Raw genomic sequence first — 24,361 nt, 5'->3', positions numbered from 1 at the left:
GCAGCGCGCTGTCCTGATGCCTAGATTCAACCAGACGCCGGACTCATCAACCGGCTTTTTTGTGAGTTGAGACACAAAATTTACCTGACCAGGGTAAATTCGCTCCGCGTCAGAGCTCCGCGCGCTGCAACGACCGGGCAGCGTCGATCGTTGCCTGACCCAGGACACGGCTGCCCTGGTAGAGGACCACCGTCTGGCCGGGCGCCACACCGCGCAACGGCGTGGTCAGGGTGACCAGCAGCTGAGGCGCATCCTCTCCGGGCAGCATACGCGCGGTTGCCGGCACCGGGTCCCCGTGGGCACGGACCTGGGCATAGCAGTCAAACTCGGCGCCGGTCTCGATTTCCGCGATGGGCAGGCCGGCCCACGAGACCTTGATGCCGCGGATCTCGTCAATGGCCAGCAGCGCCTGTGGCCCCACCACTACCTTGTTTTCCTTGGGCCGGATCTCCAGGACGAACCTGGGCTTGCCGTCCGCTGCGGGCGTGCCTAGCTTCAGGCCGCGGCGCTGGCCCACAGTGAACGCGTTGGCTCCCGGGTGCTCCCCCACCTTCGAGCCGGTCTCGTCCACGATGTCACCGGTGGTCATGTCGATTTTTTCCGCGAGCCAGCCCGCGGTGTCACCGTCGGGAATGAAGCAGATGTCGTGACTGTCGGGCTTATTGGCCACCGACAGTCCCCGCCGCTCAGCTTCCGCCCTCACTTCGGCCTTGGAAGGCGTGTCCGCCAGCGGGAACATGGAGTGCTTGAGCTGCTCGTGGGTCAGGACACCCAGGACGTAGCTCTGGTCCTTGGCCCAGTCGGCGGCGCGGTGCAGCTCCGGATTGCCGTCAGCATCCTGGATGACCTTGGCATAGTGGCCGGTGCAGACGGCATCGAACCCCAGGGCAATGGCCTTTTCCAGCAAGGCTGCGAACTTGATCCGCTCGTTGCAGCGCATGCAGGGGTTCGGCGTCCGCCCGGCGGCGTACTCATCGATGAAGTCCTGGACCACATCTTCCTTGAAGCGTTCCGAGAAATCCCAGACGTAGTAGGGAATGCCCAGCACATCGCAAGCCCGCCACGCATCGCGCGAGTCCTCGATGGTGCAGCAGCCGCGGCTGCCGGTCCGCAGGGTGCCGGGCATCCTGGACAGCGCAAGGTGAACGCCGACGACGTCGTGCCCGGCTTCAACGGCACGTGCTGCGGCGACGGCGGAATCGACTCCACCGCTCATGGCTGCTAGAACTCGCATGCTGGCTTTCTTTAGGGTTCGTGGGATGCCGGCAGAGGGCGGCTGCCGATCAACCGGCGGCCGCAGAAATAGCACAATGCCTGCCGCACCAGTCTATCGCCACGCCGAATCCTGCCCAAAAGACCCTTGACCCGGCCAGCCCATCCTTCTAAAGTCAGGATATACAGTTTTAGACTTCGAGCGCGCACCAGCGGGAATCGGGCGGACATGACTAAGCACATTGCGACCGCGGAGGGCATTGTGATTGCCGGCGGCGGGCTGGCCGGGGCCACCGCCGCCAAGACACTGCGGGCGGAGGGGTTCGCCGGGCCGGTGACCATCATCGGCGCCGAGGCCCATCATCCCTACCTGCGTCCGCCCTTGTCCAAGGAGTATCTGCTGGGCAAGGCCGCAGAGGAGACCATCCCGGTGGTGCCGCCGGGCTGGTACGCGGAGAACGACGTCGGACTCCGCCTGGGTGCCCGCGTCACGGGCATCCGGCCGGACACCCGGACGGTGGAGCTGGACGACGGAAGCACCCTGGACTACGGCTCCCTGCTGCTCGCCACAGGAGCGACGCCGCGCACCCTGCGCCTGCCCGGCCGCGACCTTGCCGGCGTCTCCACCTTCCGCACCCTGGATGACAGCCGGCGGCTGCGCAGCCGCCTCGCGACGGGCGGCCTGAACGTGGTGATGATCGGTTCCGGCTGGATCGGTATGGAACTGGCTGCGGCTGCCGCCACGTACGGCAATACGGTCACCCTGCTGGGACTGGAAGCGATCCCCCTGGCTTCGGCCATCGGTCCTGACCTCGGACGGTTCTTCCGCAGACTCCACGAAGCCAACGGCGTGAGCTTCCGGCTTCCTGCCTCTGCACGGGAAATTACCGGCGACGGCGGGGCTGTCACCGCGGTAATCACCGATTCCGGAGAGGTGCTCCAGGCGGACATCGTGGTCATCGCCGTCGGCGTGGTTCCCGAGACGGGACTCGCGCAGGCGGCCGGCCTCGCCGTGGACAACGGGATCCTTACGGACGCCTCCCTGCGGACCAGCGCACCCGGCATCTTTGCCGCCGGGGACATCGCCAACGCCCTGCACCCCTTCACCGGCCAGCACCACCGCAGCGAGCACTGGTCCAACGCCCTGAACGGCGGAAAGGTGGCCGCCAGGGCCATGCTCGGCCAGGACGCCGTCCTGAGCACTATCCCCTACTTCTACACCGATCAGTACGACGTCAGCATGGAGTACTCAGGCTTCCCGGCACTGGCTGCCGGTGCTGAGCCGGTGATCCGAGGATCGCTGGAGGACAAGGAGTTCCTCGCGTTCTGGCAGCAGGATTCCAGGGTGGTGGCCGGCATGAGCGTCAATTGGCCGCGAAAGCCACAGCCCGGCGCGCAGAAGACCATCAAGGCCCTCATCTCGGCCAGGACTCCCGTCTCAGCGGAGCGTCTGGCCGACAGCTCCGCCGGACTTGATCAGCTCCTGCCGGAGGACGCCTGACGCGCTACCGTTCCCGCAGTCTGGATCGAGGATTCGTGCCCGGCCATCCCTGCCTGGCGGGCGCGCTGGTACGCGCCGGGGAGGGCTGTCAACAAGGCATCCACGTCCGCGTCGGTTGAGGCGTGCCCCAGCGTGAAGCGCTGCGCACCGCGGGCCGTCGCCTCGTCCAACCCCATGGCCAGCAGCACGTGGGACGGTCTTGGAACACCGGCCGTGCAGGCTGATCCCGTGGAGGATTCCACCCCCGCCAAATCCAGCAGGAACAACAGGGAATCACCTTCGCAGCCAGGGAACGTGAAGTGCGCATTGCCCGGCAGCCGCCCCTCCCCCGGCGCGCCACGGAGCACAGCTTCGGGCACCTGCTCGAGAACGCCGTCGATGAGCCTGTCCCGCAGGGCAGCGATCCTCGCGGACTCCGCGGCAAGTTGTGCGGCGGCGGCTTCGGCGGCTGCAGCGAAAGCGGCGATGGACGCCGTGTCCAGCGTCCCGGAACGCACGTCGCGTTCCTGGCCGCCACCGTGCTGCACCGGGGTCAGCTTAACGGCCCGTCCCAACAGGAGTGCACCGACTCCCACCGGTCCGCCGATCTTGTGCCCGGAAACCGACATGGCGTCCAGTCCAGAGGCCCTGAAACCCACCGGCAGCGAGCCGAAGGCCTGCACGGCATCCGAATGAACCGGCACCCCGGCGGCATGCGCCAGCTCCACAATCCTGCTCACCGGCTGGATGGTGCCCACCTCATTGTTGGCCCACATAACCGTCACGAGCGCAATGGTCCCAGGGTCCCGGGCCAGCTCGGCGGCGAGGACATCCAGGTCCACCACCCCTTCGCTGTCGACCGGAAGCCAGGTGACAATGGCGCCCTCGTGCCGCTCCAGCCATTCCACCGTGTCCAGCACGGCATGATGCTCGACGGCGGAGCAAAGGATGCGCCGCCGTGCCGGGTCCTCGCCGGAACGGGCCCAGTACAGGCCCTTGACGGCGAGGTTGTCCGACTCAGTGCCTCCGGACGTAAAGATGACCTCGGAAGGATGGGCGCCGGCCGCTGTCGCAATGGCCTCCCTGGCGTCCTCCACGGAGCGGCGGGCCCGGCGGCCCGAGCCGTGCAGGGACGAAGGATTGCCAGTGCGGGACAGTTCCCGGGTCAGGGCTGCCAGCGCCTCGGCAGAAAGGGGCGTGGTGGCTGCATGATCGAGGTAGACGGGCACGCTTCAATTCTAGCGGCGGGCAGGAGGGTGCAGCCGCGGCCCTGGCCGATCAGGCGTCATGGCGGGGTGATCCTGGCACAGCACTGGCCCGGCACACTGTTCGGCGCCACGCGCTCCTCCGGCTCCCCGCATGCCGCTGCCGCGCCCTGCAGGAATGATCCATTCATGGCGCAGACCACGCCCGGGTGCCCGTCCGAGAGCCGATGGAACGGGCAGTTAGCCAGCACGAAGCCGCCCGCGCCGTCGGGCCGGGGCTCGTACCCTTCTCCGTCCAGGAAGTCCCGCAGGGTTGCGGCGCCGGAGGCCAGCGCCTGGCCCTTGCCGTACGACGTTGCAAGCAGCGAATCGCGCACCGCGCCGCCCGTCTCTGTAGAATGCTCGATGGCTGCGACCAACAGCTCAGCAGCGAGATCATAGTTGCGGTCAGGCACGGATGCCCCGACCTCGCCCGCTGCCTGCCGGTACATTTTCGCCGGCCGCCCGGAGCCTGGACCCGACTTCCCGGCAGCCTTGTGAAATTCCACGGCCAGGAGTCCGTCCTGGACAAGCCTGTCGAGATGGAAGGATGCCGTACTCCTTGGCAGCTCGAGGGCCAGCGCTGCCTCATCGCGCCCTACGGCGGCATCCGAGGCGGCGATCAGTTCAAAAAGCTGCCGGCGCTTCTCATCGCCCAATGACGCGACGGCGGCCATGCGGCGGCCCCACGGAAGTCTGCGCATCCTTTGCCTCTCGCTCTAAAAACAACATCCATTGCTTAATTATCTTGATCTTTCTAAAATAATAATACCTACTTTTAGAAAGAGTCCACCATGACAACCAACGCGAACATCGACGCCGGCGGTCGGCTTCAGTCGATGGCCCCGAACCGGCAGGCGTTCTTCCTGCTGCGAACAGTCTTCACCGTCGCACCGATTCTCTTCGGTCTGGACAAGTTCGCCAATATCCTGACGGACTGGACCAACTACCTTGCGCCCGTTGCCACCACCGTGGTGCCGGTGTCGGCGCAGGCCTTTATGTACATCGTCGGCGTCGTGGAGATCGTCGCCGGCATCGCGGTGGCGGTCCGTCCCCGGTTCGGTTCCCTGCTGGTTGCCGTCTGGCTGCTGGGCATCATCATTAACCTTCTGGTCCTGGGCAGCTTCTACGACGTTGCTTTGCGGGACTTCGGCCTGCTTGTGGGCGCGCTCGCCCTGAACCGTCTTTCCCCTACCGGTTCTTGGCGCAGGCACGGCAGGTAACCGTCAGGGCCAGCTGGAGGGTTGGAACGGGCACGGCTAATTCGACGGCGGAAGCACCAGTAGGTGTTCTGCGACGTCGGCCCGGGCGGCTGCCAGAGCGGCGTCGTCCGGGCAGGCCACGGAAATGTAGACCGATGATGCGGCGGTGCCGAACACCCGCGCCATCACCGCCGTGGGCCTGACGCCCGGTTGGCCGGGTTTCTCCAGCACCAACACCTCGGTGGATGGCCCCGGCTTGCCAACCTCGCCGCCCCATCGCAGCGTCCCGGTCTTCAGATAACCGGGCAAGATGGTGGGATCAAGGTACGTGAACAGCCCAATGGTTGACTCTTTATCGTCCTCGCGCACCAGCGGGACCTGATTGGTGCGGACCTTGGCCGCCACGACGCAGCCATCGGCCTTCAGGTACTGGCTCTCGCCGGCAACGTTATCCTTGACCTGCTGCCAGCCAGGCACTTTCTTCAGTCCGTCCGAGATCGCCACGGGGACCCCGGCAGCCAGGGAACCGCCGGCGGAGAACGGCATGTCTTTTCCGGCCACTGCTTCTGCGTCGTGGCCGGGGGTAATGGTAGGGGTGGCCAGGGCGGTGCCGGTTGGCTCCACTTTCGGGGCGGTCGGATCGGGCATACCAACACTGCAGCCTCCCAGTGCTGTCACGCCAAGCAGCGCCCCCGCCACGACTACAGCCGCCTGTGCCTTCACGTCCACCCCAATTTGTTCGCCCGGACGGCCAGCCTGCCGTCATCCTCAAAGAGTCTAGACGCCGGGCCGCGGGAACCACTGAGGCCTGCGCAGACGTTGTGTGGGCAGGCCGTAAACTGGGGCCCACCGGGCTGCGTGCCGTGGACTGGCCAGACGAAGAAGAAGGATGAGTGCTTGACCGAGAGCAGCAGCTCCTACTACGAGGTGCTCCGTGTCGCCGTGACGGCCACCGACAAGGAGATCAAGGTGGCCTACCGCCGGGCCGCGCGAAAGGCCCATCCTGACCATGGCGGGGACGCCGCTGCTTTCCGGCGGGTGACGGCGGCGTACGAAACCCTGATGGACCCGACGCGCCGGAAGGCCTACGACCGCTCCTACGCCGCAGGATCATCCCGCAACACGGACGATTCCGCCGCGGGGCCGCACTTTGATGCGCCGGCGGCGGGCAGCCACGCCTCGGCCACCGTGCACAGGACCACCAAGCCCCGGAACACCGCTGGCGACCCTCCCGCGTACGTCCCGCCCTACGATGCTGCGGCCTACGAGGCGTCGGGCACGGTACCGCTCATCCCGTTCGCCCAGGCCAGCCAGCAGGTCCACGGGATGCCGCGCAAACGGGGCATTTTTGGCGCTGAGGCAAGGATCCAGCGTGAACTGCGGACCGTGCAGCTCATCACCCGCCAGGTCCTGCCCACGATCCCTGCGGCCCGGCTGGTGAACGGCCTGCAGTCCCCCGCTGACAACAGCCACATCGACCACGCGCTCCTGTCCGGCTACCGGCTGGCGCTGATCGGGTCCATGCTGCTGCCAAAGGGAGCCTATGCCTGGGACGGGCAGACGCTGAACCACGGCGGCCGCTCCATCGCGCCGCCGCAACTGGCCCATGTTGTCCGGGCCATGCAGGACATCTTCCCGGAGCTGAACGTCACGGGCTGGACAGTCATCCACAGCGCCGACGGCAACCTCCACGAGCCCGTCATCGACCACCACCGGCGAACAGCCGGCACCTCCGAAACCATTCAGGTGGTCAACGCAGCGGGCCTGGTCCGCGGCCTCAAACAATTCCTCTCCTCCGGCCCCACGCCCAACACCGTCAATGTGTCCGTGCTCGCCAGGCTTCTTCGCGGCATGCACTGAACAGTTGAACCGGATTGGTTGACTAGGATTGGACGGTGTTCCGAATCCTCTTCCACGCCCCCGAAATCCCTGGCAACACCGGCAATGCGATCCGGCTGGCAGCCATTACCGGCGCCGAACTGCACCTGGTGGAACCCCTCGGCTTTGATTTCTCCGACGCCAAGCTCCGGCGTGCCGGCCTGGACTACCACGATCTTGCCGTCGTCACCGTCCACAAAACCATCGAGGATGCCTGGCGCGAACTGCAGCCGGAACGCGTGTACGCCTTCACCTCGGACGGCACCGCCAGCTATGCGGACATCGCCTACCGCCCCGGCGATGTGCTGATGTTCGGCCAGGAATCAGTGGGCCTCCCGGAACACCTCAAGAGTGATCCGCATGTCACGGCCACCGTGCGGCTTCCAATGCTGCCGTCCCTGCGTTCGCTGAACCTGGCCAACGCCGCGTCCATTGCTGTCTATGAGGCCTGGCGCCAGCACGGATTTCCCGGCGCCCAGATTTGAGCGCCTGCGGCCCATCCGCCGGGCTGCCCGCACCGAATCACTCCTGACAGCAATTCCGGGGCGAGGAAGGAGCGGAAGGTGACACTGCTACGGACGAGGCGCGCGTCTCCGTCGGCTTCCCCCCCTCCCAGGGGCAGCACAGGCCGCGATGCTCAGGTTTCACCGCCGGGCGACTTATGCTGGGTAGTGATGGAAACTCCCAATGCGCCAAACCCCGAGGCCCCGGCCGCAGTCACAGACTCACCGGCGGATCTCAGCAAGCGCTTGGCCGGGCTACTAGCCCGCATAGCCGGCGGCGACCAGGCCGCGTTTGCCGAGTTTTACCAATTGACATCGCGCAGGGTGTTCGGCATGGCGCGGCGGGTCCTCATCGATCCCGAACTCAGCGAAGACACCACGCAGGAGGTTTTCCTCCAGGTTTGGCAGAACGCCGCGAAGTTCAACCCGGAAGCAGGCAGTCCGCTGTCGTGGCTGATGACCATCTCGCACCGCCGGGCGGTGGACAAGGTCCGTTCCTCGCAGTCGGCCACAGACCGTGAGGCCAAGTACGGCGCCAGCAGCCAGGACGTGGACCACGACTCCGTCTCCGCCGAGGTGGACAGCAGGCTCGAGGCCGAGGCGGTGGTCCGGTGCCTGGAAACGCTGACCGATACACAACAGGAATCCGTGCGGCTTGCCTACTACGGCGGCCTCACTTACCGCGAAGTCGCGGAAAAGCTAAACGCAGCAGTACCCACCATCAAGTCCCGCATCCGCGACGGACTGATCCGCTTGAAGACCTGTCTGGGGGTGAGTTGAGATGACAGAAATGAATAGTCAGGGAGGCACCCGCCGTCCCGGCTCTTTCGGAACTGAGATCGCTGCCGACCTCGAATCCGGGCGGGCCGTGGATCTCGCTGAGCTCTATGCCCTGGACGCGATCAGCGATACCGAACGCGCCGCCATTGATCGCTACATCTCCGCCGCGCCCGACGCCGAGCGCAGCGCCTTCTTTGAGCGTGTCCGCCAGGCCAGGGAGACTCTCGCGACGTCCTTCACGGCCGACGCGGAGCCTCCCGCGGATCTTTTCGCCCGTATCGTGTCGCAGTTGCCGTCCCTCGCGCAGTTGCCTGCCGATGGTCCCACCGCAGTCATGGCTGCCCCTGCCGCCACGGCCACGCCGGCCGCACAGCCGCCGGCAGAAGCCCTGGATGAGCTCGCCGCTGCCAGGGTCCGCCGGGAAGAACGACGCCGGCCTGCCGGCGCCCGCCGCTGGCTCACCGCCGTGGCGGCAGCCGCTGTGATCGCCCTCGGTGGCGTGGGCGTGGGCGCGTACATCTCAGACCAGAACGACCCCCTGAACCAGGTGGTCCGGGCAGGCGACGTCCGCGAAGCATCCGTACCCGTCTCGGCCGGCGGCACCGCCACCGTGCTGATTTCGTCATCCAAAGATGCCGTGGTGGTCAAAATGAACGGTGTACCCGCGCCGCCGGCCGGCAAGGTCTACCAGATGTGGCTGATCCCGAAGGACGGCTCGGCACCGGTTTCCCAGGGCCTGATGGACGAAGCCGCCCTTTCGAAGCCTGCCGTGGTGAAGGGCATTGCGTCCGCTTCTGCGCTCGGCATCACCGTGGAGCCGGTAGGCGGTTCGTCCACCCCGACGTTCCCCACCGTGGCTGCCGCACCTCTGGGCGCCTAAGCCAGGGGCGGCTGCACCAACGGCCAGCCGCCCCTCGCCGGAAGTCCTAGAAACCCGCGATGGTTCCCGGGCCGTTCACGGCGACTACGTGGAAGGTTTCGGCGCTGCGTCCCTCGGCAAAGCCCGCGCGCCGGGCATTCACGTGCATTCCATTCCGCACCGCTGATTCCATGGCGCCGACGTCGGGATGCTGGCTCACGTGCACGTGGATCGCCTCAAGCTTGGCGTCCACGTGGTCGGTGACGTCCACAAAATGATTCTCGCGTTCCTCCGGCCCGGCGTAGAGCCATAGCCACGGCAGCTTGTACGCCGCGAGGCCAGCCTCAGCCAGCTCCGGATAGGCGAACGGGTTTTCCACAGCAGGATAGACGGCCCGGGTCACCGCCTCCCCCACGGCGAGGTGGTCCGGATGGCTCTTCTGCAGGCGGTTCCAGTTCCGTTCCGGATGCATGGCGAGCACGACGTCGGGGCGGAGTTCCCGGATCAGCTTCACCACACCCTTCATGACCTCGTGCGTCGGTTCCAGGTAGCCGTCACGCTCATGGAGGTAGTGGATGTCGGTCACACCCACGAGTTCGGCGGCCCGGCGCTGCTCGGCCGCCCTGAGGGCGATGATCTCCGTCCGGTGCGCCGGGTCGAAGCCGCCAGCGTCGCCGTCGGTCATGATGCAGTAGCTGACGGGGATTCCCGCGGCCGTCCAGGCGGCGATGGTGCCCGCCGCACCGAAGTCGATGTCGTCCGGGTGGGCGGCGAAACAGAGCACCCGCCCAATCCGGTGGATGTCCGGGCTGAACGGGCTCTGTGCTGAGGCAGCGGAGTGGGCCAAGGGTCAGCCTTTTCGCTTCTTGATTTCTTCGGTTGCCTGCGGCAGGACGTCGAAGAGGTCCCCGATGATCCCAAAATCGGCGATTTCGAAGATCGGTGACTCGGCGTCTTTGTTCACGGCCACGATGACCTTGGCTGTCTGCATCCCGGCTTTCTGCTGGATGGCACCGGAAATACCGGCGGAGATGTAGAGCTGGGGCGACACGGTCTTGCCGGTCTGGCCCACCTGGGCGTCGTGGCTGATCCAGCCGGCGTCCGTGGCTGCACGGGAAGCACCGACCGCAGCACCGAGGGCGTCCGCAAGCTGCTCCACGGGGCCGAAGTCACCGTCCACCCCGCGTCCGCCGGCCACCACGATGCGGGCGTCCGACAGGTCAGGGCGGCCGCTGGCCACCTTCTGTTCGCGGCCGGTGATGCGGGCCGCCGTGGCGGTGCCGTCCGCCGGCACTTCGACGGTGGACGTCTCCGGGGCGGAAGCCACGGCGGCCGGCTCGGGCGTGACGTTGTTGGCCTTTACCGTCAGGACGGAAACCGCCGTGGTGGTCCTGGCAGCGGTGGTGTAGGAGCCCGCCAGGACCGACTTGTGCGCTGTACCGTCGGCGTCGACCGCCACGACGTCGGTGATGACGCCGGCGTTGAGCCGGATTCCCAGCCGCGCAGCAATCTCCTTGCCTTCGGGCGAGTTGTCCAGAAGGACCGTGCCGGCACCGGCGGCACCGGCGGCGGCCGCGAGATAGGCTGCCTTCGCCGAGACGAGGTAGTCATCCAGGTCCTGGGCGGAGGGCCGGAAAACGCCGGTGACGCCGTATTCGGCGAGCGTGGCCGAAACACCCTGGCGCAGTTCGCCGTTCAGCGCAACAGCGGTCTCGCCGAGGGAGCGTCCCAGGGTGAGCAGTTCAAGGGTGCTCTTCTTCAGGGCATCCCCGGGGTTGTCAATGAATACGAGTACGTTTGCCATGTCTGTGATCCCTCTTAGAGCAGCTTCTGGGCGGCCAGGAAGTCGACGAGCTTGATGCCGGCGTCGCCTTCGTCGGTGATGATGGTTCCGGCGGTGCGGGGCGGACGTTCCTCAGCAGCGGTGACCGCGGTCCAGGAGCCGGCGTGGCCCACGTGCGCGGGATCAACTCCGATGTCGGCCAGCGACAGGGTGGTGATGCTCTTGCGTTTGGCCGCGATGATGCCCTTGAAGTTGGGGTAGCGCGGCTCGTTGATCTGGTCTGTCACGGAGACCACCGCGGGGAGCGAAGCTTCGACGGTCTCCGAGTAGGTGTCGGCGTCGCGGCGTGCGGTGAGCCGTCCGCCGTCGACCGTCAGCGAGGACGCGAAGGTGACCTGGGGCAGGCCGAGGCGCTCGGCGAGCTGGGCCGGGACCAGGGACGTTTCGCCGTCGGTGGACGCCATTCCGGTGAGGACAAGGTCCACCGGGGCGCCGGTGCCGAGGTGGCGGATCGCGGCCGCGAGCGCAAGCGACGTGGCGGCGGCATCTGAACCGGCCAGCGCACTGTCGGTGAGGTGCACACCTTCCGTGGCGCCCATCTGGAGTGATTTCTTCACCGCGTTCACGGCACCGGACGCACCCATGCTCAGCGCAATGACCTGGTTACCGGCTTTGGCGCCACCGCGGGCCTCCGCCAGCTGCAATGCGGCCTCCAGCGCGTATTCGTCCAGCTCGGAAAGGATGCTTTCGTCACGGTCCGTCGTGTAGCCCTCGCCGGTAAGGTGACGGTCAAACTGTGCGTCCGGTACATGCTTGACCAGGACGATGATCTTCAATGTCTCTTCCACTGTATTTACAGCAGCCTTCCATGCTTGTGGACAGCCAGCCGGATGGGGTCATGGCCTCGGAACGCCCGGGGTACGGGTAGATCCTAGCTAACCATATAGCCGTCCCCTGTTGCCGTCCCGTTAACGCCTGTGTCACGGCCCAGCCCCGGCGCCGCGGGGAACACGTACGACGACGGCGGCGATCACCTTTGGTGAGCGCCGCCGTCGTCCGTTTTTATCGTGTGCCGTGTGTTCTGCGGCTCAGGCCTTACTGGTCAGCTGCAGTGCCAAGCGTGACGTCGAACGTCTGCTCCTGGCCGTTGCGCAGGACCGTGAGCTTGACCTTGGAGCCGCCGGGCTGCTCGCGGACGGCCGCGGTCAGCTGGTTTGGCTCGCTGATGACCAGGTCATTGAACTTGGTCACCACATCGCCAACCTTGATGCCGGCCTTGCCTGCTGGTGAGTTTGCCTCTACCGTGGCCACGTCAGCGCCGACGGAGAACCCTGAGGTCGCCCCGCTGGATGACTTGTCCCGGACGCTGACACCCAACTGGCCGTGGGATGCCTTGCCGTTGTCGATGATCTCCTGGGCCACCCGCTTGGCGTTGTTGATGGGGATGCTGAAGCCCACGCCGATGTTTCCGCTGGAGGACGAAGAATCGGAGCCGGCGGACGCGATGGCCACATTGACGCCGATGATTTCGCCCTTGGTGTTCACCAGGGCGCCGCCGGAGTTGCCTGGGTTGATGGCTGCATCCGTCTGGATCACGTTGATGGAGATGGAACCCTGGTTCGCGGTGCTTTGGCCCTGCCCGCCGTTTGGCGGGGCGAACTGGAAGCCGCCGTCGCCGCTCTCGGTCCCGTCACCCTCCTTGGGTGCTGCCGAAGAGGCAACACTGATGGTCCGGTTCAGGGTAGACACGATGCCGTCAGTGACGGTGCCCGTGAGGCCCAACGGAGAGCCAATGGCGATGGCCGTATCACCCACATTGAGCTTGCCGGAATCGCCGAGCGTCGCAGGAGTCAGTCCGGAAGTGTCGTCCACCTTGATGACCGCCAGGTCAGAAAGGGGGTCGGTGCCCACCAGCGTGGCCTTGAGGACCTTGCCCGCGCTGGTGCGAACCTCCAGGGTTGCGTTGGCGCTCTGGCCATCCAGGGTAACCACGTGCGTGTTGGTGAGGATGTGCCCGTCGTCGTCCAGGACGATGCCTGAGCCCGTGCCGCCGGAACTGCCGCTGGTGGCACTGATGGTCACCACACTGGGGGAAGCCTTCAGAGCTGCCGCCGTGATGGCGTTGACGTCGTCCTTGTTGTTGACGATGACGGTGTCAGGCTGGCTGCTGCTGCTCGCCGCCGACGGAGAGCCGTTGTTGAAGAGGTTGCCGGAACCGACTGTTGCTACGCCGCCACCCACGAGGCCGGCGGCAAGGATGCTGGCCACCAGGGTGCCGACGCCGAACGCGGCCTTCCGGCGGGGCGCGTCGGCCGGATTCGGGGCAGCGTTGTACTGGCTCGGGGCGTACTGGCCTGCGTTGTACGGGCCCGGGCCGTTGTGGCCTGGGTTGTGCTGGCCTGGGTTGTGCTGGCCAGCAGGGCCGCCGGGCGTTGCCGAATGCGCTCCGTGCTGGGCGTACTGGTGTCCGGAAGCGGGCTGGCCCGGTGTCTGCTGACCGTAGAACGGCTCGCGGGGAGGAAAAACCGGACGGGGCGCACCCGGCAGCGGCTGGGTGTGGTTCTCTGGTGCCCCGGAGCGGTCCAGCTGCTCCGTCGGATTAGCCTGACCGGCAGCGTCACTGCGGACCTCCGCAGGGCTTTGGCCCGCATTCCGGTTCTCGTCCGGATTGCGGTTCTCCGGCGCTGCACCCTGGGTTGGGTTCTCAGTCATTGGACTTCCTTTCATCCTCGTCTGCATTAACTATGTACTGTCTGGCTGGAACTGGGGCGAACGTTGGCTGGGAGGTTGCTGAGAGACCGAATTCGCGCGCAAGCAGGCACTTCCGGTGGTTTCGCTGGTGGCATATTCGCCGCTGTGGACGCACCAGGAGGTGCACCATAGAATCAAAAGGAATTGCCACAGCGACCTGCGGCTTTACACCACGCGTGGGGGCGCTGCTGCATTCTGAGACGCTTATTCGTCCCGAATCGGTGTCAGTCGTGCTGAAGGGTTGCACATGCGGTCAAAGTTCAAACGTATCCTCGCCGTGATCGGCCTGACCGGGCTGCTCGCGGTTCCTGCCGGCGCGGCCTGGGCTGAAGACCCGGTGACTATCCCATCCGGAACCAACATTGTGGATAACGCCAAGGTTCTCGGCGGACGCAGTGGCGAAGTCCAGGAAGCCATCCAGAAGCTCCTGAAGGACCACAAATACAACCTCTATGTGGTCACAGTGGACTCTTTCACCAACCCAACGGTTCCAGCTGACTGGGCCGCGGCCGTTGCGACGAACAAGGGCATGGGCAGGTCCGACGCCGTTCTGGCGATAGCTAAGGAGGACGGCAAATTCAGCTTTGCCCTGAACTCTGCCAGCCCCATCAAGTCCAAGCAGGGAGCCATCAGCCAGAACGCCGTCACGGCCAACCTGGCTGGCGGCAAAAGGGACTTCGCCCAGGCAGCCATTGACACCGCTGGAGCCATTGGCGACGCCGCAGGCGGCGGCAGCGGCAACGTGCCTTCGGGTGACGGCGCCGGCGCAGCTGTGCTCGTTGGCACGGGCGTAGTCGCAGCCGGTGGGGCCGGTGCCTACCTTTACTTCCGCAACAAACGGAAAAAGGCCGCCCAGGCGTCCAGTGCCAGCTACGGCCCCCAGGGCGCCGAGCTGGATCCGCTGGCTTCACTCAGCATCGAGGAACTCCGCCGCAAGAGCGGCTCGCTGATCATCGAGGCCGATGACGCCATCAAGTCCAGCGAACAGGAACTCGGCTTCGCGGAGGCCCAGTACGGCGATGCCGCGGTGGGAAACTTCACCAGGGCCCTGGCCGAAGCCAAGGCCCACATGTCCGAATCCTTCAAGCTCCAGCAGCAGCTTGACGACCATATCCCGGACACGGAGGAACAGCAGCGCAGCTGGCTCGGCGAAATCATCCGCCGTTCAGAGGCAGCGCTTGGCTCGCTCCAGGAACAGAAGGCCGACTTCGACTCGCTCCGCGAGCTTGAGAAGAACGCCCCGCAGGCACTGGCAGCCATCAGCGCCGGAGCCCACGAAGCCGACGCCAAGATCGCCAGCGCCGAACAGTCTCTGACGGCCTTGCGGGCCAAGTACGCGGACAGTGCACTGGTGCAGGTCGCCGACAACATCACCCAGGCCAAGGAACGGCTGGCCTTTGTGCAGAACGCCACGGCCACCGCCCAGGACAAGCTCACCGCGGGCGAGGGCAGCCTTGCCGCGGTCGCCGTGCGGGCATCTGAAGAGAGCCTGCACCAGACCAATGTCCTCCTGGATGCCATCGCCAAGGTTTCCGCCAGCCTCGACGAGGCCCGCAACGGCCTGGAGGCGGCCGTCGTCGAAACCTCCCAGGACCTCGCGCAGGCGAAGGCTATGATCCAGTCCGGCGAGCACCCCGAACTGGCCGGCCCGGTCGCCGGCGTTGAAGCTGCACTGAGCCAGGTCAAGGCCGAAATCCAAGGCGGGAAAATCGATCCAATCGCCACCCTGCAGCGCGTCGAAACAGCACACCAGGCCCTGGACCAGTCCCTCACCGGCATCCGGAACCAGCAGGACCAGGCCCGCCGTGCGCAGGCTTCGCTGCAACAAACCATCATGTCGGCGCAGGCGCAGATCAGCGCCACCTCGGACTACATCACCGCCCGCCGTGGCGGCGTGGGCACCGAAGCGCGCACGCGGCTCGCAGAATCCCAGCGCAACCTCGACTACGCACTGTCCATCTCCCGCAACGATCCCGTCACCGCGCTGACTTACGCCCAGCAGGCCCACGCCCTCGCGGCTCAGGCAGCGCAGCTGGCCCAGGCCGACGTCGACAACTTTGGTGGCTACGCCAACCAGGGCTTCGGCGGCGGAGGCATGTTCGGCGGGCGCGGCGGAGGCGGTGGCGGGCTCGGTGGCGCCATCCTTGGCGGGATCCTCATCAACTCCATCCTCAATGGAGGCAGCGGCGGAGGCTGGGGCGGAGGCCACAGCGACGGCGGCAGCTGGGGCGGGGACTCTGGCGGCGGGGACTTCGGCGGCGGAGATTTTGGCGGCGGAGACTCCGGAAGTTTCTGATCCGACAACAGGCTAGGCGCCGGCAGGAACGAACCTGCTGGCGAAGAGAAGCGGTACAACAACTGTTCACTGATCTCAGTGGCCACCATTGAGCAGGACGAAAGGTAACACCATGGTTAAGCAGTCCATTTTCGGCCGGATCGCACAGCTGGCAAAGGCAAACATCAACACTTTGCTGGACAACGCTGAGGATCCGCAGAAGATGCTGGACCAAATGGTCCGGGACTACACAAACAACATCGCGGAGGCGGAATCCGCAGTCGCCCAGACCATCGGCAACCTGCGTATGCTCCAGGATGACTACCGCGAGGACATCAAGAACGCCCAGGACTGGGGCAACAAGGCCCTTGCCGCATCCCGCAAGGCTGACGAATACCGCGGTGCCGGCGACAGTATTGATGCCGAGAAGTTCGACAACCTCGCAAAGGTGGCGCTGCAGCGCCAGATGTCCGCGGAAAGCGAAGCCAAGGGTGCTGAGCCGAGCATCGCCTCGCAGACCGAGGTCGTGGACAAGCTCAAGTCGGGCCTGGATCAGATGAAGGGCAAGCTCAACGAGCTGACCAGCAAGCGCAACGAGCTGGTTGCACGCTCCAAGACTGCAGCGGCGCAGTCCCAGGTGCACGATGCCATCAAGAGCATCGACTTCATGGATCCCACTAGCGAAGTTGGCCGTTTCGAAGAGAAAATCCGCCGCGAAGAGGCCAAGGTCCGCGGCCAGCAGGAGCTTTCCGCGTCGAGTCTTGACGCCCAGTTCAACCAGCTGGAAGACCTCGGCGAGCAGGTGGAAATCGAGGCACGCCTGGCAGCCCTGAAGTCCGGCGGCGCCAAGCCGGCCATCGGCGCTTCCGGCGCCACGTCCGCGTCCGCGTCCACGGTCGACGAAGCCGACTTCGACAAGCTGTAGCCAGCCGCGTCCGCCACTTAGCGGGCCAGCCGGGGCCGGGGTTCATCATGAACCCCGGCCCTTGTTGTGCCCGGGCAGAACCTCCAACCGGTAGTGCCACCGGCGGGGCAACCAGCCCCATGCGGCCGTGCGGGTCCTGACGCGGGTGTGTAGCGTGGAGGCCATGGCCTCCCTCGTTGCATCCTCCATCGTCTGGCTCCGTGATGACCTTCGCTTGGACGATAACCCCGCACTTTCCCACGCCGTCGAACTCGGACTACCGCTCACTGTGGTCTACATCCTCGACGAGGAATCCCCCGGAATCCGTCCCTTGGGAGGCGCGGCCCGCTGGTGGCTGCACCACTCACTGACGTCCCTGGCGGCGGCGATTGCTGAGGCCGGTTCCACGCTCACCCTCCGGCGAGGACCCGCCGGCCGTGTGATCCGGGAGCTCGCCGCGGAAACTGGCGCGCAGCACGTTCTGTGGAACCGCCGCTACGGCGGTCCTGAGCGGTCCGTGGACGCGGACCTCAAGGCCTGGGCGGCGGAGAACGGCATCGAAGCAGTCAGCTTCCAGGCCAACCTGCTCTTCGAGCCGTGGACCATCACCACCGGCAGCGGCGGCCCCTACAAGGTGTTCACCCCCTATTGGCGGGCCTGCACAGCGTCCGGCGAGCCCCGTCCGCCGCTGGATGCGCCGGCCCGCCTGCCCTCCCCCGCAGCCGCCGGTTCGATGAAGCCCGGCAGCGACGCCTTGGCGGAGTGGTCACTGCTGCCCATGTCCCCGGACTGGAGCGGCGGGCTGGCCGCAAGCTGGGAACCCGGCGAGGCCGGAGCACACAGCAGGCTGGAGGACTTCCTGGACGGGCCCGCACAGGAGTACGGCACGGGCCGGGACATTCCCGGGGTGGAAGGCACGTCCAGGCTGTCCCCGCACCTCCGTTTTGGTGAGATCAGCCCGTTCCGCGTCTGGCATGAGCTTCGCCTCCGCTTCCCCCGCGAAGTGACTCCCGACGTCGGGATCTTCCGCTCCGAACTGGGCTGGCGGGAGTTTTGCTGGCAACTGCTTTATGCCAACCCCCAGCTGGCTACCCGAAACTATAGGCCGGAATTCGATCGGTTCGAATGGCAGCAGCCCACCACGGCGGAACTGGGCGCCTGGCAGCAGGGCCGGACCGGCTACCCGCTGGTGGACGCGGGGATGCGGCAGCTTTGGCAGACAGGCTGGATGCATAACCGGGTCCGGATGGCCGCGGCGTCCTTCCTCGTCAAGAACCTTCTGGCCGACTGGCGCCTGGGAGAGGCGTGGTTCTGGGACACCCTGGTGGACGCCGATGCGGCGAGCAACCCCGCTAACTGGCAATGGGTGGCGGGCTCAGGCGCCGACGCGTCCCCGTACTTCCGGATCTTCAATCCGGTGACGCAGAGCAAGAAGTTCGACGCCGAGGGCCGGTACCTTCGCGAGTTCATTCCGGAGCTCGCCCGGATGGACCGCAAGGCCATCCATGAACCGTGGAAGCAGCCCGACGTCCACGGCTACCCCGCTCCCGTGGTGGGACTCCCCGAGTCCAGGGAGCGGGCGCTTGCGACCTATCAGAAGCTTCGGGAGGACCAGCCAGGCCGGGACGCGCCCACCGGCTCGGAAATCAGCGGCTGACTTTGCCCATCAGGGAAGCAATGGGGCGCAGGAAGATGGGCCGGGCGAGGAACCATGCCGCGACCATCAAAGCCACAGACACGAGGAAGATCCAGAAGCCGAGCCAGCCGCCGCCGTCGGACACTGCGTACATGTGGTTCAGGTTCCGCAGTGCACCAGTGGCAAGTACCAGGAAGACATGCACCACGATGAAAGCCACGAAGTAGATCATGACGGGAAAATGGATGGCCCGCGCCAGTTCGATCGGGTACGCCTTGTTCAGCGCGACAGCCTTCTTGGGCCAGGCGGAGGACGTCCGGATGCCCGAGATGAAGGCAAGTGGCGCAGCGACGAAGACGGTGAGGAAGTAGGTCAGCAACTGCAAGGCGTTGTAGTTGACCCAGCCGTTTTCCGTGGGCCAGTTCAGGGATGCGTACTGCAGGGCTGCGGACAGCGCGTTGGGAAAGACATCCCAGCTAGTGGGGACGATCCTCGTCCACTGTCCTGTCGCGAACAGGAGGACGGCAAACACCAGTCCATTGAGGATCCACAATGCGTCCAGCGTCAGGTGGAACCAAAGCTCCAACGTGATCTTGGTAGGCGCGTTCCTGGTCTTGATCAGGCCCTTGTTGTTGCGCGTCCAGTGGCCGCTGGGTCGGGTGGTGGTCCGCACCTGCCAGCCGGTCCTGATGATGAGCAGCAGGAAGAAACCATTCAGGAAGTGCTGCCAGGCCAGCCACGCCGGGAATCCGACGGGTGCGCCCTCAGGCAGTTCCGAATGTCCGGGATAGTCAGCCAGGAACGAGGCCACCGCAGGAAGGCCTGTCATCCACTTCGCCACCAGCACCACCAGCACCAGTACTACTAGAGCGGCAGGAACACCCCAGTAGAGCCTGGACCGCTTGCCTGTAGAGGAACCGGGCTTCTTCGTGGGTGTGGACATCGAACAACATTCCTCTCGAGAATGACTGACCAGGTGCTCAAAGGGCTTTGCGAACGAGAATACTAGGAACCACATGTAATCGGGCAAAAGAAGACCCCGACCGGCGTAATGCCGGTCGNCGGGCAAAAGAAGACCCCGACCGGCGTAATGCCGGTCGGGGTCTTCTACATGGTTGCGGGGACAGGATTTGAACCTGTGACCTCTGGGTTATGAGCCCAGCGAGCTACCGAACTGCTCCACCCCGCGTCGCAAGAACAACACTACCGTACTTTGGAGTAGGTAAAAACCAATCGTGATTGCAGGACGCCGCAGCCCCGAGGTTGCCTATCTGGGACGGGTTCAGTTAAACCAAAAAGTCCGGATTCTGTTTCCAGAATCCGGACTTTTCACCAGTTGCGGGGACAGGATTTGAACCTGTGACCTCTGGGTTATGAGCCCAGCGAGCTACCGAACTGCTCCACCCCGCGTCGCAAGATCAACTCTACCGTTCGGTGAACGGGAGGCCAAATCCTGGTGGCGTGATGTGCGTCTCGCTGGGTCAAGCCCCCTAGTTGCTGGCTGCCGGTGAGGGCGTCGCCGTAGGTGTAGCCGTCGGCGTAGCCTCGGGCGACGGCGTGGCTTCAGGGGCCGGCGCCGGGATCTTGCCCTCGGCGTCAAGTGCCTTCTGCAGGGCCGCAGCCAGTTTCTTCTGCTCTTCCCCGTAGGCCGCAAAGTCCCCGGCTGCCAAGGCTGCCTGGCCGGCCTTGATAGCGGCGTTCGCCTCATCCAGCGCGGCCTTCAGGTCAGCCTGGGCACCTGCGCTCACCGGCGGTGTAGTCCCTGGAGCGGGCGGGGTCTGGCCGGTGTTGTCGGAGTCACCTGCGGCAGCACCGGAGTCGCCACCGAAGAGTTGCTTCAGGGCCCCATCGAGAGTCGGAGCAAAGCCGACCTTGTCACCGAAGGCCACCAGCACACGCTGGAGGGTGGGGTAGGACGTCTCGCCGGTCGATTTGAGGTAAACCGGCTGGACGTACAGGATGCCGCCGCCCACAGGCAGAGTCAGCAGGTTGCCGTTGAGCACTTCGGAAGCACCCTGCCTCAGAAGGTTCAAAGCCTGGGACACCGTTGGATCGGAGTTGAACTTGTTCTGGGCCTGGCCCGGCCCGGGAACCTGGATCGCCGGCGGAATCTGCAGCAGCCTGAGCTTGCCATAGGTATCGGCCTTCACGCCCTTCTCCTTTCCGGCGTCGGAGTCGGCCGCCAGGAAGCCGTAGAGCACGTTCCGGGCTGTGCCGTTCCCCGGCTGCGGAATGAAGGACGAGGTCAGCTGGAACGCCGGATCGTCCTGATCAGGCATCTGCAGCGACATGTAGAACGGCGGCTGCTTCACTTCGGTATCCACGGTTGGATCGTTCGGCACGCTCCACACGTCGTCGCTCTTAAAGAAGCTCACAGGGTCTGTGACGTGGTAGCGGCCCAGCAGTTCGCGCTGGACCTTGAACAGGTCTTCCGGGTACCGGACGTGGCTCATAACGTCTCCGGACATCTCCGAGTAGGGCTTCAGGGATGTGGGGAAAACTTTCTGCCAGGCCTTCAAAACAGGGTCCTGGTCATCCCACGCATAGAGCGTGACTGAGCCGTCATAGGCGTCGACCGTGGCCTTGACGGAGTTCCTGATGTAGTTCACCGAGCTGTTCGGCAGGGCAACCGTCCGGCCTGACGTGGTCTGGGAGTCCGCAGTGGCCGCCGAGAGCTGCTCCTGCTGCGAGTACGGGTAGTACTGGCTGGTGGTATAGCCGTCCACAATCCACTTGACGCGGCCGTCAACAACGGCCGGGTAGGCGTTACCGTCAACGGTCAAGTACGGGGCAACCTTTTCCACACGGTCACGCGGACTGCGGTCGTACAGGATCTGGGATTCCGCGTTGACCCCATCGGAGAGGAGCAGGTCCGAGGACTGGAACTTGATGGAGTAGAGGACCTTGTTGAAGAAGCTGCCAACGTTGGGTCCACCGTTGCCTGTGAAGGTGTATTGGGTTTCCCCATCGCCTTCCTTGCCGGAAGGCCTGTCCTGTTCGCGGTGCGGTGATCCCTCGGGCGCTCCAACAATGGAGTACTCCGGGGAGTCTTCGCCGAAGTAGATACGCGGCTCATACGTGGAGTCATCGCCAAGGACACCAGTGGACGGGATACCCGACTGGAGGAACTCCGGTTTGCCGTCAACGGTGAACTTGTTTCCCTTGGCCGCCACGACGCCATAGCCGTGGGTGTAGACAACGTGCTGGTTGAGCCAGCCTTGCTGGTTGGTGGCGACATTCTCCGGGTTCAGCTCGCGAACGGCGATGACGGTGTCCTGGATTTTGCCGTCAACCTCGTAGCGGTCGACGTTCAGTGCCTCCGGAAACTGGTAGTACGGGCGGTACTGCTCCAGCTGGGAGAAGGCATCGGAGATCAGGTTGGGGTCCAGGAGACGGATGTTTGCCGTGGTCTGGGCGTCCGGGGCCAGCGCACCGGTGCTGGCGGTGTTCGTGGCGTCGTAGCGATCCACCTGGATCTGGTCCAGGCCATAGGCAGCCCGGGTCATTTCGATGTTGCGTTGGATGAATTCCTTCTCCAACGTCTGCTCGGACGGCCGCACCTGGAACTGCTGGATGACCCACGGGTACACGCCGCCGGCCAGGATTGAGGTGATGATCAGCATGGCGGTGCCGATGACCGGCAGGCGCCAGCGGCCGATGACCGCCGCGACTATGAAGAGGATGGCCACCAGGCCTGCCGCCACGGCGAGGATCGCCTTGGTGGGGATAACGGCGTTCACGTCCGTGTACAGCGCTCCGGCCCAGCGCCCGCCGTTGCCCTGCAGCGCGGCGTAGCGGTCCAGCCAGAAGTTGAGGCCGAGCAGGATCAGGAAGGCTGCGCCGGTCACGGCGAGGTGGATCTGTGCCGCGCGGCTGGTGAACACGCCGCGTTCCATCAGCCGGATGCTGCCGTAGAGGTAGTGGGTGAGGATGCCGGCAATGCCGGCCACTACCACCACGCTGATCAGGAACCCTGTGACGAATCCGAAGAACGGAAGAGTCATGAGGTAGAAGCTGAGGTCCAGGCCGAACTCAGGATCCTGCTTGCCGAACGGCTCCTGGTTGAAGAACAGCAGCACTTTCTGCCATTGGCTGGCCGCAGCGCTGCCGGCGAAGAGGCCGAACAGGATGGGCAGGCCCACCATAACGACGCGGCGGACCGGTTCAAGCTGGGCCTGGTAGCGGTTCAGGTTATCGCGCATTTCGGAGTCCGGTGCATAGACCGGCCGTGCGTGGTAGGCAACCCGGATGGCAAAAAAGACGGCCACGAACATAAGCGCGAAGCCGGCGAGGAAGATCCCGATCCGGGCGAGGTTTTCCGTGACGAACACTTCGAAGTAGCCGAGCTGCCGGTACCAGAGGACGTCAGTCCACACGTTGGCGAAGAAGATGAAGCCCACCACTGCGATGGCAACAACGATCAGCGTGGGCGTTAGGGCCCCGCGTCGCGAGGGGGGTCTTCCGGGCGGGATGGGGCTGGTAGGACGGGACAAACTCGGTACCTCATAGCTGGTCGTCAGGTTTACATGAGAAGCGTGCGTGCGGTTGACGTCCGGCACCGGTCAAGCGTGTGGCAACGTCCGTCATATCTGCCACGAGTGGCGGTAAAGCTTAGTTCCTGCCTCAGTCTAGTTGCTGGTGCAGACCGGCAAAGCGCCCATGTCCTGCCCGGATCCGGCGACTTCGACGGCGTGCCGCGCCTCTGCGATGTTCTCCACTTTGAGCACCTGCAGCCCGTCCGGAATATGCCCTACAACTTCATCGCAGTTCTCTGCCGGGGCGAGGAACACGGTGGCTCCACCCTCACGCGCGCCGAGCATCTTCTGCCGGATGCCGCCGATGGGGCCAACCGCGCCGTCCGGGGTGATGGTCCCCGTTCCGGCGACATGTTTGCCGCCGGTAAGGTCCCCCGGCGTCACGGTGTCAATGATGCCGAGCGAAAACATCAGCCCCGCGCTTGGTCCGCCAACTTTGTCCAGGGAAATCTTCACGTCAAACGGAAACGTGAACAGGTACTTGAGCATGACTCCGAGAATGTAGCGGCCCGCACCGTTGTCCATGGGGGTGATGGTCTGCGTGACGGATTCCCCTCCACGCTGCACCACCAGGCTGGCCGGTGTCCCCTGGCCGGCGGCAAGTTCCTCCTGCACAACGGCGAGCGACGTGATGGGTTTGCCATTGATCGATTCGAAGATGTCGCCGTTTTCAACCTTGCCGGCCGACGGCGAACCGTCCGGCAGTCCCGCGGCCTGGAGTTGCTGGCCGAAGGGAATATCGAGCTCCTTGAGTGCTGATGCCACAGCGTTCTCCTGCGACGAGGTCATGGCCACGGAGCTCTGCTCGTCGGCCTCCTCCTTCGTGGTCCCAGTGGGGTAGAGCAGTTCCACCGGGTGAACGGACTTGGACCCGTCCAGCCAAGCGGTGAAAGCACCCAAGACGCTCACCGGGCCGTTAGGGCCGCCGTCAACATAAACGGTGGTTAGGTCCAGATTTCCCTTGGCGGGATAGGTTTCGTGGCCCGTCACGCTGATGACAGGACTGCCTTGGCTCTGGCCGATGGTGTTAAAGGTGGGTCCGGGAGACTCCACAACATAAGGCACCGGGACGGTGACGGCAGCGATCCCTAGACCCAGCGCCAGGACCCCGGAGAGCATCATCACGGACACGCGCCGGTCCCCCGGCGGGGAGCTGCGGGGGGCATATTGCCCGGTCGGCGGGATGCCGGCCACACCCGTTCCGGGTGCTGCGGCACTCGCTGTGGTGGCGGCGTCGAACTCTGGAGTGTGGTCCTCATGCGGATGATCGCCGCGGGTTGTAGTCACTGAATCAACAGTACGCGGTGCCGCCGCCGGCC

The 24,361-nt window shown here is 65.3% G+C and carries 20 protein-coding genes and 2 tRNA genes; 9 read left to right on the top strand and 13 right to left on the bottom strand.

Annotated elements, in window-relative coordinates:
* Nucleotides 1-109: 109 nt before the first annotated feature.
* A complete protein-coding gene (gene mnmA, locus ACZY1F_RS11710) occupies nt 110-1,234 on the bottom strand; it encodes a tRNA 2-thiouridine(34) synthase MnmA (RefSeq protein ID WP_463941842.1) in 1,125 nt (374 codons plus the stop codon).
* 207 nt (nt 1,235-1,441) lie between these two features.
* Here mnmA and ACZY1F_RS11705 point away from each other — a divergent pair, with 207 nt between their 5' ends.
* Nucleotides 1,442-2,713, top strand: a complete 1,272-nt coding sequence (locus tag ACZY1F_RS11705; protein WP_463941841.1) for an NAD(P)/FAD-dependent oxidoreductase — start codon at nt 1,442-1,444, stop codon at nt 2,711-2,713.
* On the opposite strand, the gene ACZY1F_RS11700 is transcribed toward ACZY1F_RS11705, so the two are convergent.
* Together ACZY1F_RS11700 and ACZY1F_RS11695 are read right to left on the bottom strand one after the other, a co-directional pair.
* A complete protein-coding gene (locus tag ACZY1F_RS11700) occupies nt 2,689-3,921 on the bottom strand; it encodes a cysteine desulfurase family protein (RefSeq protein ID WP_463941840.1) in 1,233 nt (410 codons plus the stop codon). The two genes, ACZY1F_RS11705 and ACZY1F_RS11700, sit on opposite strands and share 25 nt — an antisense overlap.
* A gap of 56 nt (nt 3,922-3,977) precedes the next feature.
* Nucleotides 3,978-4,640, bottom strand: a complete 663-nt coding sequence (locus ACZY1F_RS11695; protein ID WP_463941839.1) for a helix-turn-helix transcriptional regulator — start codon at nt 4,638-4,640, stop codon at nt 3,978-3,980.
* 90 nt (nt 4,641-4,730) lie between these two features.
* Between ACZY1F_RS11695 and ACZY1F_RS11690 the strand changes: the two genes are divergently transcribed.
* Nucleotides 4,731-5,159 (top strand): hypothetical protein, encoded by a 429-nt coding sequence (locus ACZY1F_RS11690; RefSeq protein ID WP_463941838.1) that lies wholly within the window; start codon nt 4,731-4,733, stop codon nt 5,157-5,159.
* A 36-nt stretch (nt 5,160-5,195) separates the two neighbouring features.
* Here the strand turns inward: ACZY1F_RS11690 and ACZY1F_RS11685 are convergent, their stop codons facing one another.
* A complete protein-coding gene (locus tag ACZY1F_RS11685) occupies nt 5,196-5,786 on the bottom strand; it encodes a hypothetical protein (RefSeq protein WP_463941837.1) in 591 nt (196 codons plus the stop codon).
* A gap of 249 nt (nt 5,787-6,035) precedes the next feature.
* Between ACZY1F_RS11685 and ACZY1F_RS11680 the strand changes: the two genes are divergently transcribed.
* The 4 genes from ACZY1F_RS11680 (at nt 6,036) to ACZY1F_RS11665 (ending at nt 9,179) form a co-directional block, all read left to right on the top strand.
* Nucleotides 6,036-6,998: a J domain-containing protein gene (locus tag ACZY1F_RS11680; RefSeq protein WP_463941836.1), complete on the top strand. Its 963-nt coding sequence runs from the start codon at nt 6,036-6,038 to the stop codon at nt 6,996-6,998.
* A 35-nt stretch (nt 6,999-7,033) separates the two neighbouring features.
* Nucleotides 7,034-7,501 (top strand): tRNA (cytidine(34)-2'-O)-methyltransferase, encoded by a 468-nt coding sequence (locus ACZY1F_RS11675; protein WP_463941835.1) that lies wholly within the window; start codon nt 7,034-7,036, stop codon nt 7,499-7,501.
* Between the two features lie 189 nt (nt 7,502-7,690).
* A complete protein-coding gene (locus ACZY1F_RS11670; protein WP_463915202.1) occupies nt 7,691-8,299 on the top strand; it encodes a sigma-70 family RNA polymerase sigma factor in 609 nt (202 codons plus the stop codon).
* Nucleotide 8,300: 1 nt separating this feature from the next.
* Nucleotides 8,301-9,179 carry an anti-sigma factor gene (locus tag ACZY1F_RS11665; protein WP_463941834.1) on the top strand — a complete coding sequence of 293 codons (879 nt, stop codon included), beginning with the start codon at nt 8,301-8,303 and terminating at the stop codon, nt 9,177-9,179.
* Between the two features lie 46 nt (nt 9,180-9,225).
* Here the strand turns inward: ACZY1F_RS11665 and ACZY1F_RS11660 are convergent, their stop codons facing one another.
* From ACZY1F_RS11660 to ACZY1F_RS11645, 4 genes are all read right to left on the bottom strand, one after another.
* Nucleotides 9,226-10,005 (bottom strand): PIG-L deacetylase family protein, encoded by a 780-nt coding sequence (locus tag ACZY1F_RS11660; RefSeq protein WP_463941833.1) that lies wholly within the window; start codon nt 10,003-10,005, stop codon nt 9,226-9,228.
* A gap of 3 nt (nt 10,006-10,008) precedes the next feature.
* Nucleotides 10,009-10,962 (bottom strand): electron transfer flavoprotein subunit alpha/FixB family protein, encoded by a 954-nt coding sequence (locus tag ACZY1F_RS11655; RefSeq protein ID WP_463941832.1) that lies wholly within the window; start codon nt 10,960-10,962, stop codon nt 10,009-10,011.
* A gap of 14 nt (nt 10,963-10,976) precedes the next feature.
* Nucleotides 10,977-11,777 (bottom strand): electron transfer flavoprotein subunit beta/FixA family protein, encoded by an 801-nt coding sequence (locus ACZY1F_RS11650; RefSeq protein WP_463941906.1) that lies wholly within the window; start codon nt 11,775-11,777, stop codon nt 10,977-10,979.
* 259 nt (nt 11,778-12,036) lie between these two features.
* On the bottom strand, nt 12,037-13,653 hold the full coding sequence (locus ACZY1F_RS11645) for a S1C family serine protease (RefSeq protein WP_463941831.1): 1,617 nt from the start codon (nt 13,651-13,653) through the stop codon (nt 12,037-12,039).
* Nucleotides 13,654-13,939: 286 nt separating this feature from the next.
* On the opposite strand from ACZY1F_RS11645, the gene ACZY1F_RS11640 reads away from it, so the two are divergent.
* From ACZY1F_RS11640 to ACZY1F_RS11630, 3 genes are all read left to right on the top strand, one after another.
* A complete protein-coding gene (locus tag ACZY1F_RS11640) occupies nt 13,940-15,988 on the top strand; it encodes a TPM domain-containing protein (protein WP_463941830.1) in 2,049 nt (682 codons plus the stop codon).
* 112 nt (nt 15,989-16,100) lie between these two features.
* Nucleotides 16,101-16,892 (top strand): PspA/IM30 family protein, encoded by a 792-nt coding sequence (locus ACZY1F_RS11635; RefSeq protein WP_463941829.1) that lies wholly within the window; start codon nt 16,101-16,103, stop codon nt 16,890-16,892.
* A 163-nt stretch (nt 16,893-17,055) separates the two neighbouring features.
* Nucleotides 17,056-18,528: a cryptochrome/photolyase family protein gene (locus ACZY1F_RS11630; RefSeq protein WP_463941828.1), complete on the top strand. Its 1,473-nt coding sequence runs from the start codon at nt 17,056-17,058 to the stop codon at nt 18,526-18,528.
* Here ACZY1F_RS11630 and ACZY1F_RS11625 read toward each other — a convergent pair.
* From ACZY1F_RS11625 to ACZY1F_RS11605, 5 genes are all read right to left on the bottom strand, one after another.
* On the bottom strand, nt 18,518-19,450 hold the full coding sequence (locus ACZY1F_RS11625) for a cytochrome b/b6 domain-containing protein (RefSeq protein ID WP_463941827.1): 933 nt from the start codon (nt 19,448-19,450) through the stop codon (nt 18,518-18,520). The two genes, ACZY1F_RS11630 and ACZY1F_RS11625, sit on opposite strands and share 11 nt — an antisense overlap.
* 169 nt (nt 19,451-19,619) lie before the next feature.
* A tRNA-Met gene (locus ACZY1F_RS11620) sits at nt 19,620-19,696 on the bottom strand.
* 147 nt (nt 19,697-19,843) lie between these two features.
* A tRNA-Met gene (locus ACZY1F_RS11615) sits at nt 19,844-19,917 on the bottom strand.
* 80 nt (nt 19,918-19,997) lie between these two features.
* On the bottom strand, nt 19,998-23,000 hold the full coding sequence (locus ACZY1F_RS11610; protein WP_463941826.1) for a UPF0182 family membrane protein: 3,003 nt from the start codon (nt 22,998-23,000) through the stop codon (nt 19,998-20,000).
* 135 nt (nt 23,001-23,135) lie between these two features.
* Nucleotides 23,136-24,329 carry a YlbL family protein gene (locus ACZY1F_RS11605; RefSeq protein WP_463941825.1) on the bottom strand — a complete coding sequence of 398 codons (1,194 nt, stop codon included), beginning with the start codon at nt 24,327-24,329 and terminating at the stop codon, nt 23,136-23,138.
* Between the last annotated feature and the right edge of the window lie 32 nt (nt 24,330-24,361).

It is taken from the genome of Pseudarthrobacter xylosi (genome assembly GCF_055412765.1).
Note: the sequence above shows the minus strand (reverse complement) of the source record. Positions and strands in the feature narration are given on the sequence as shown.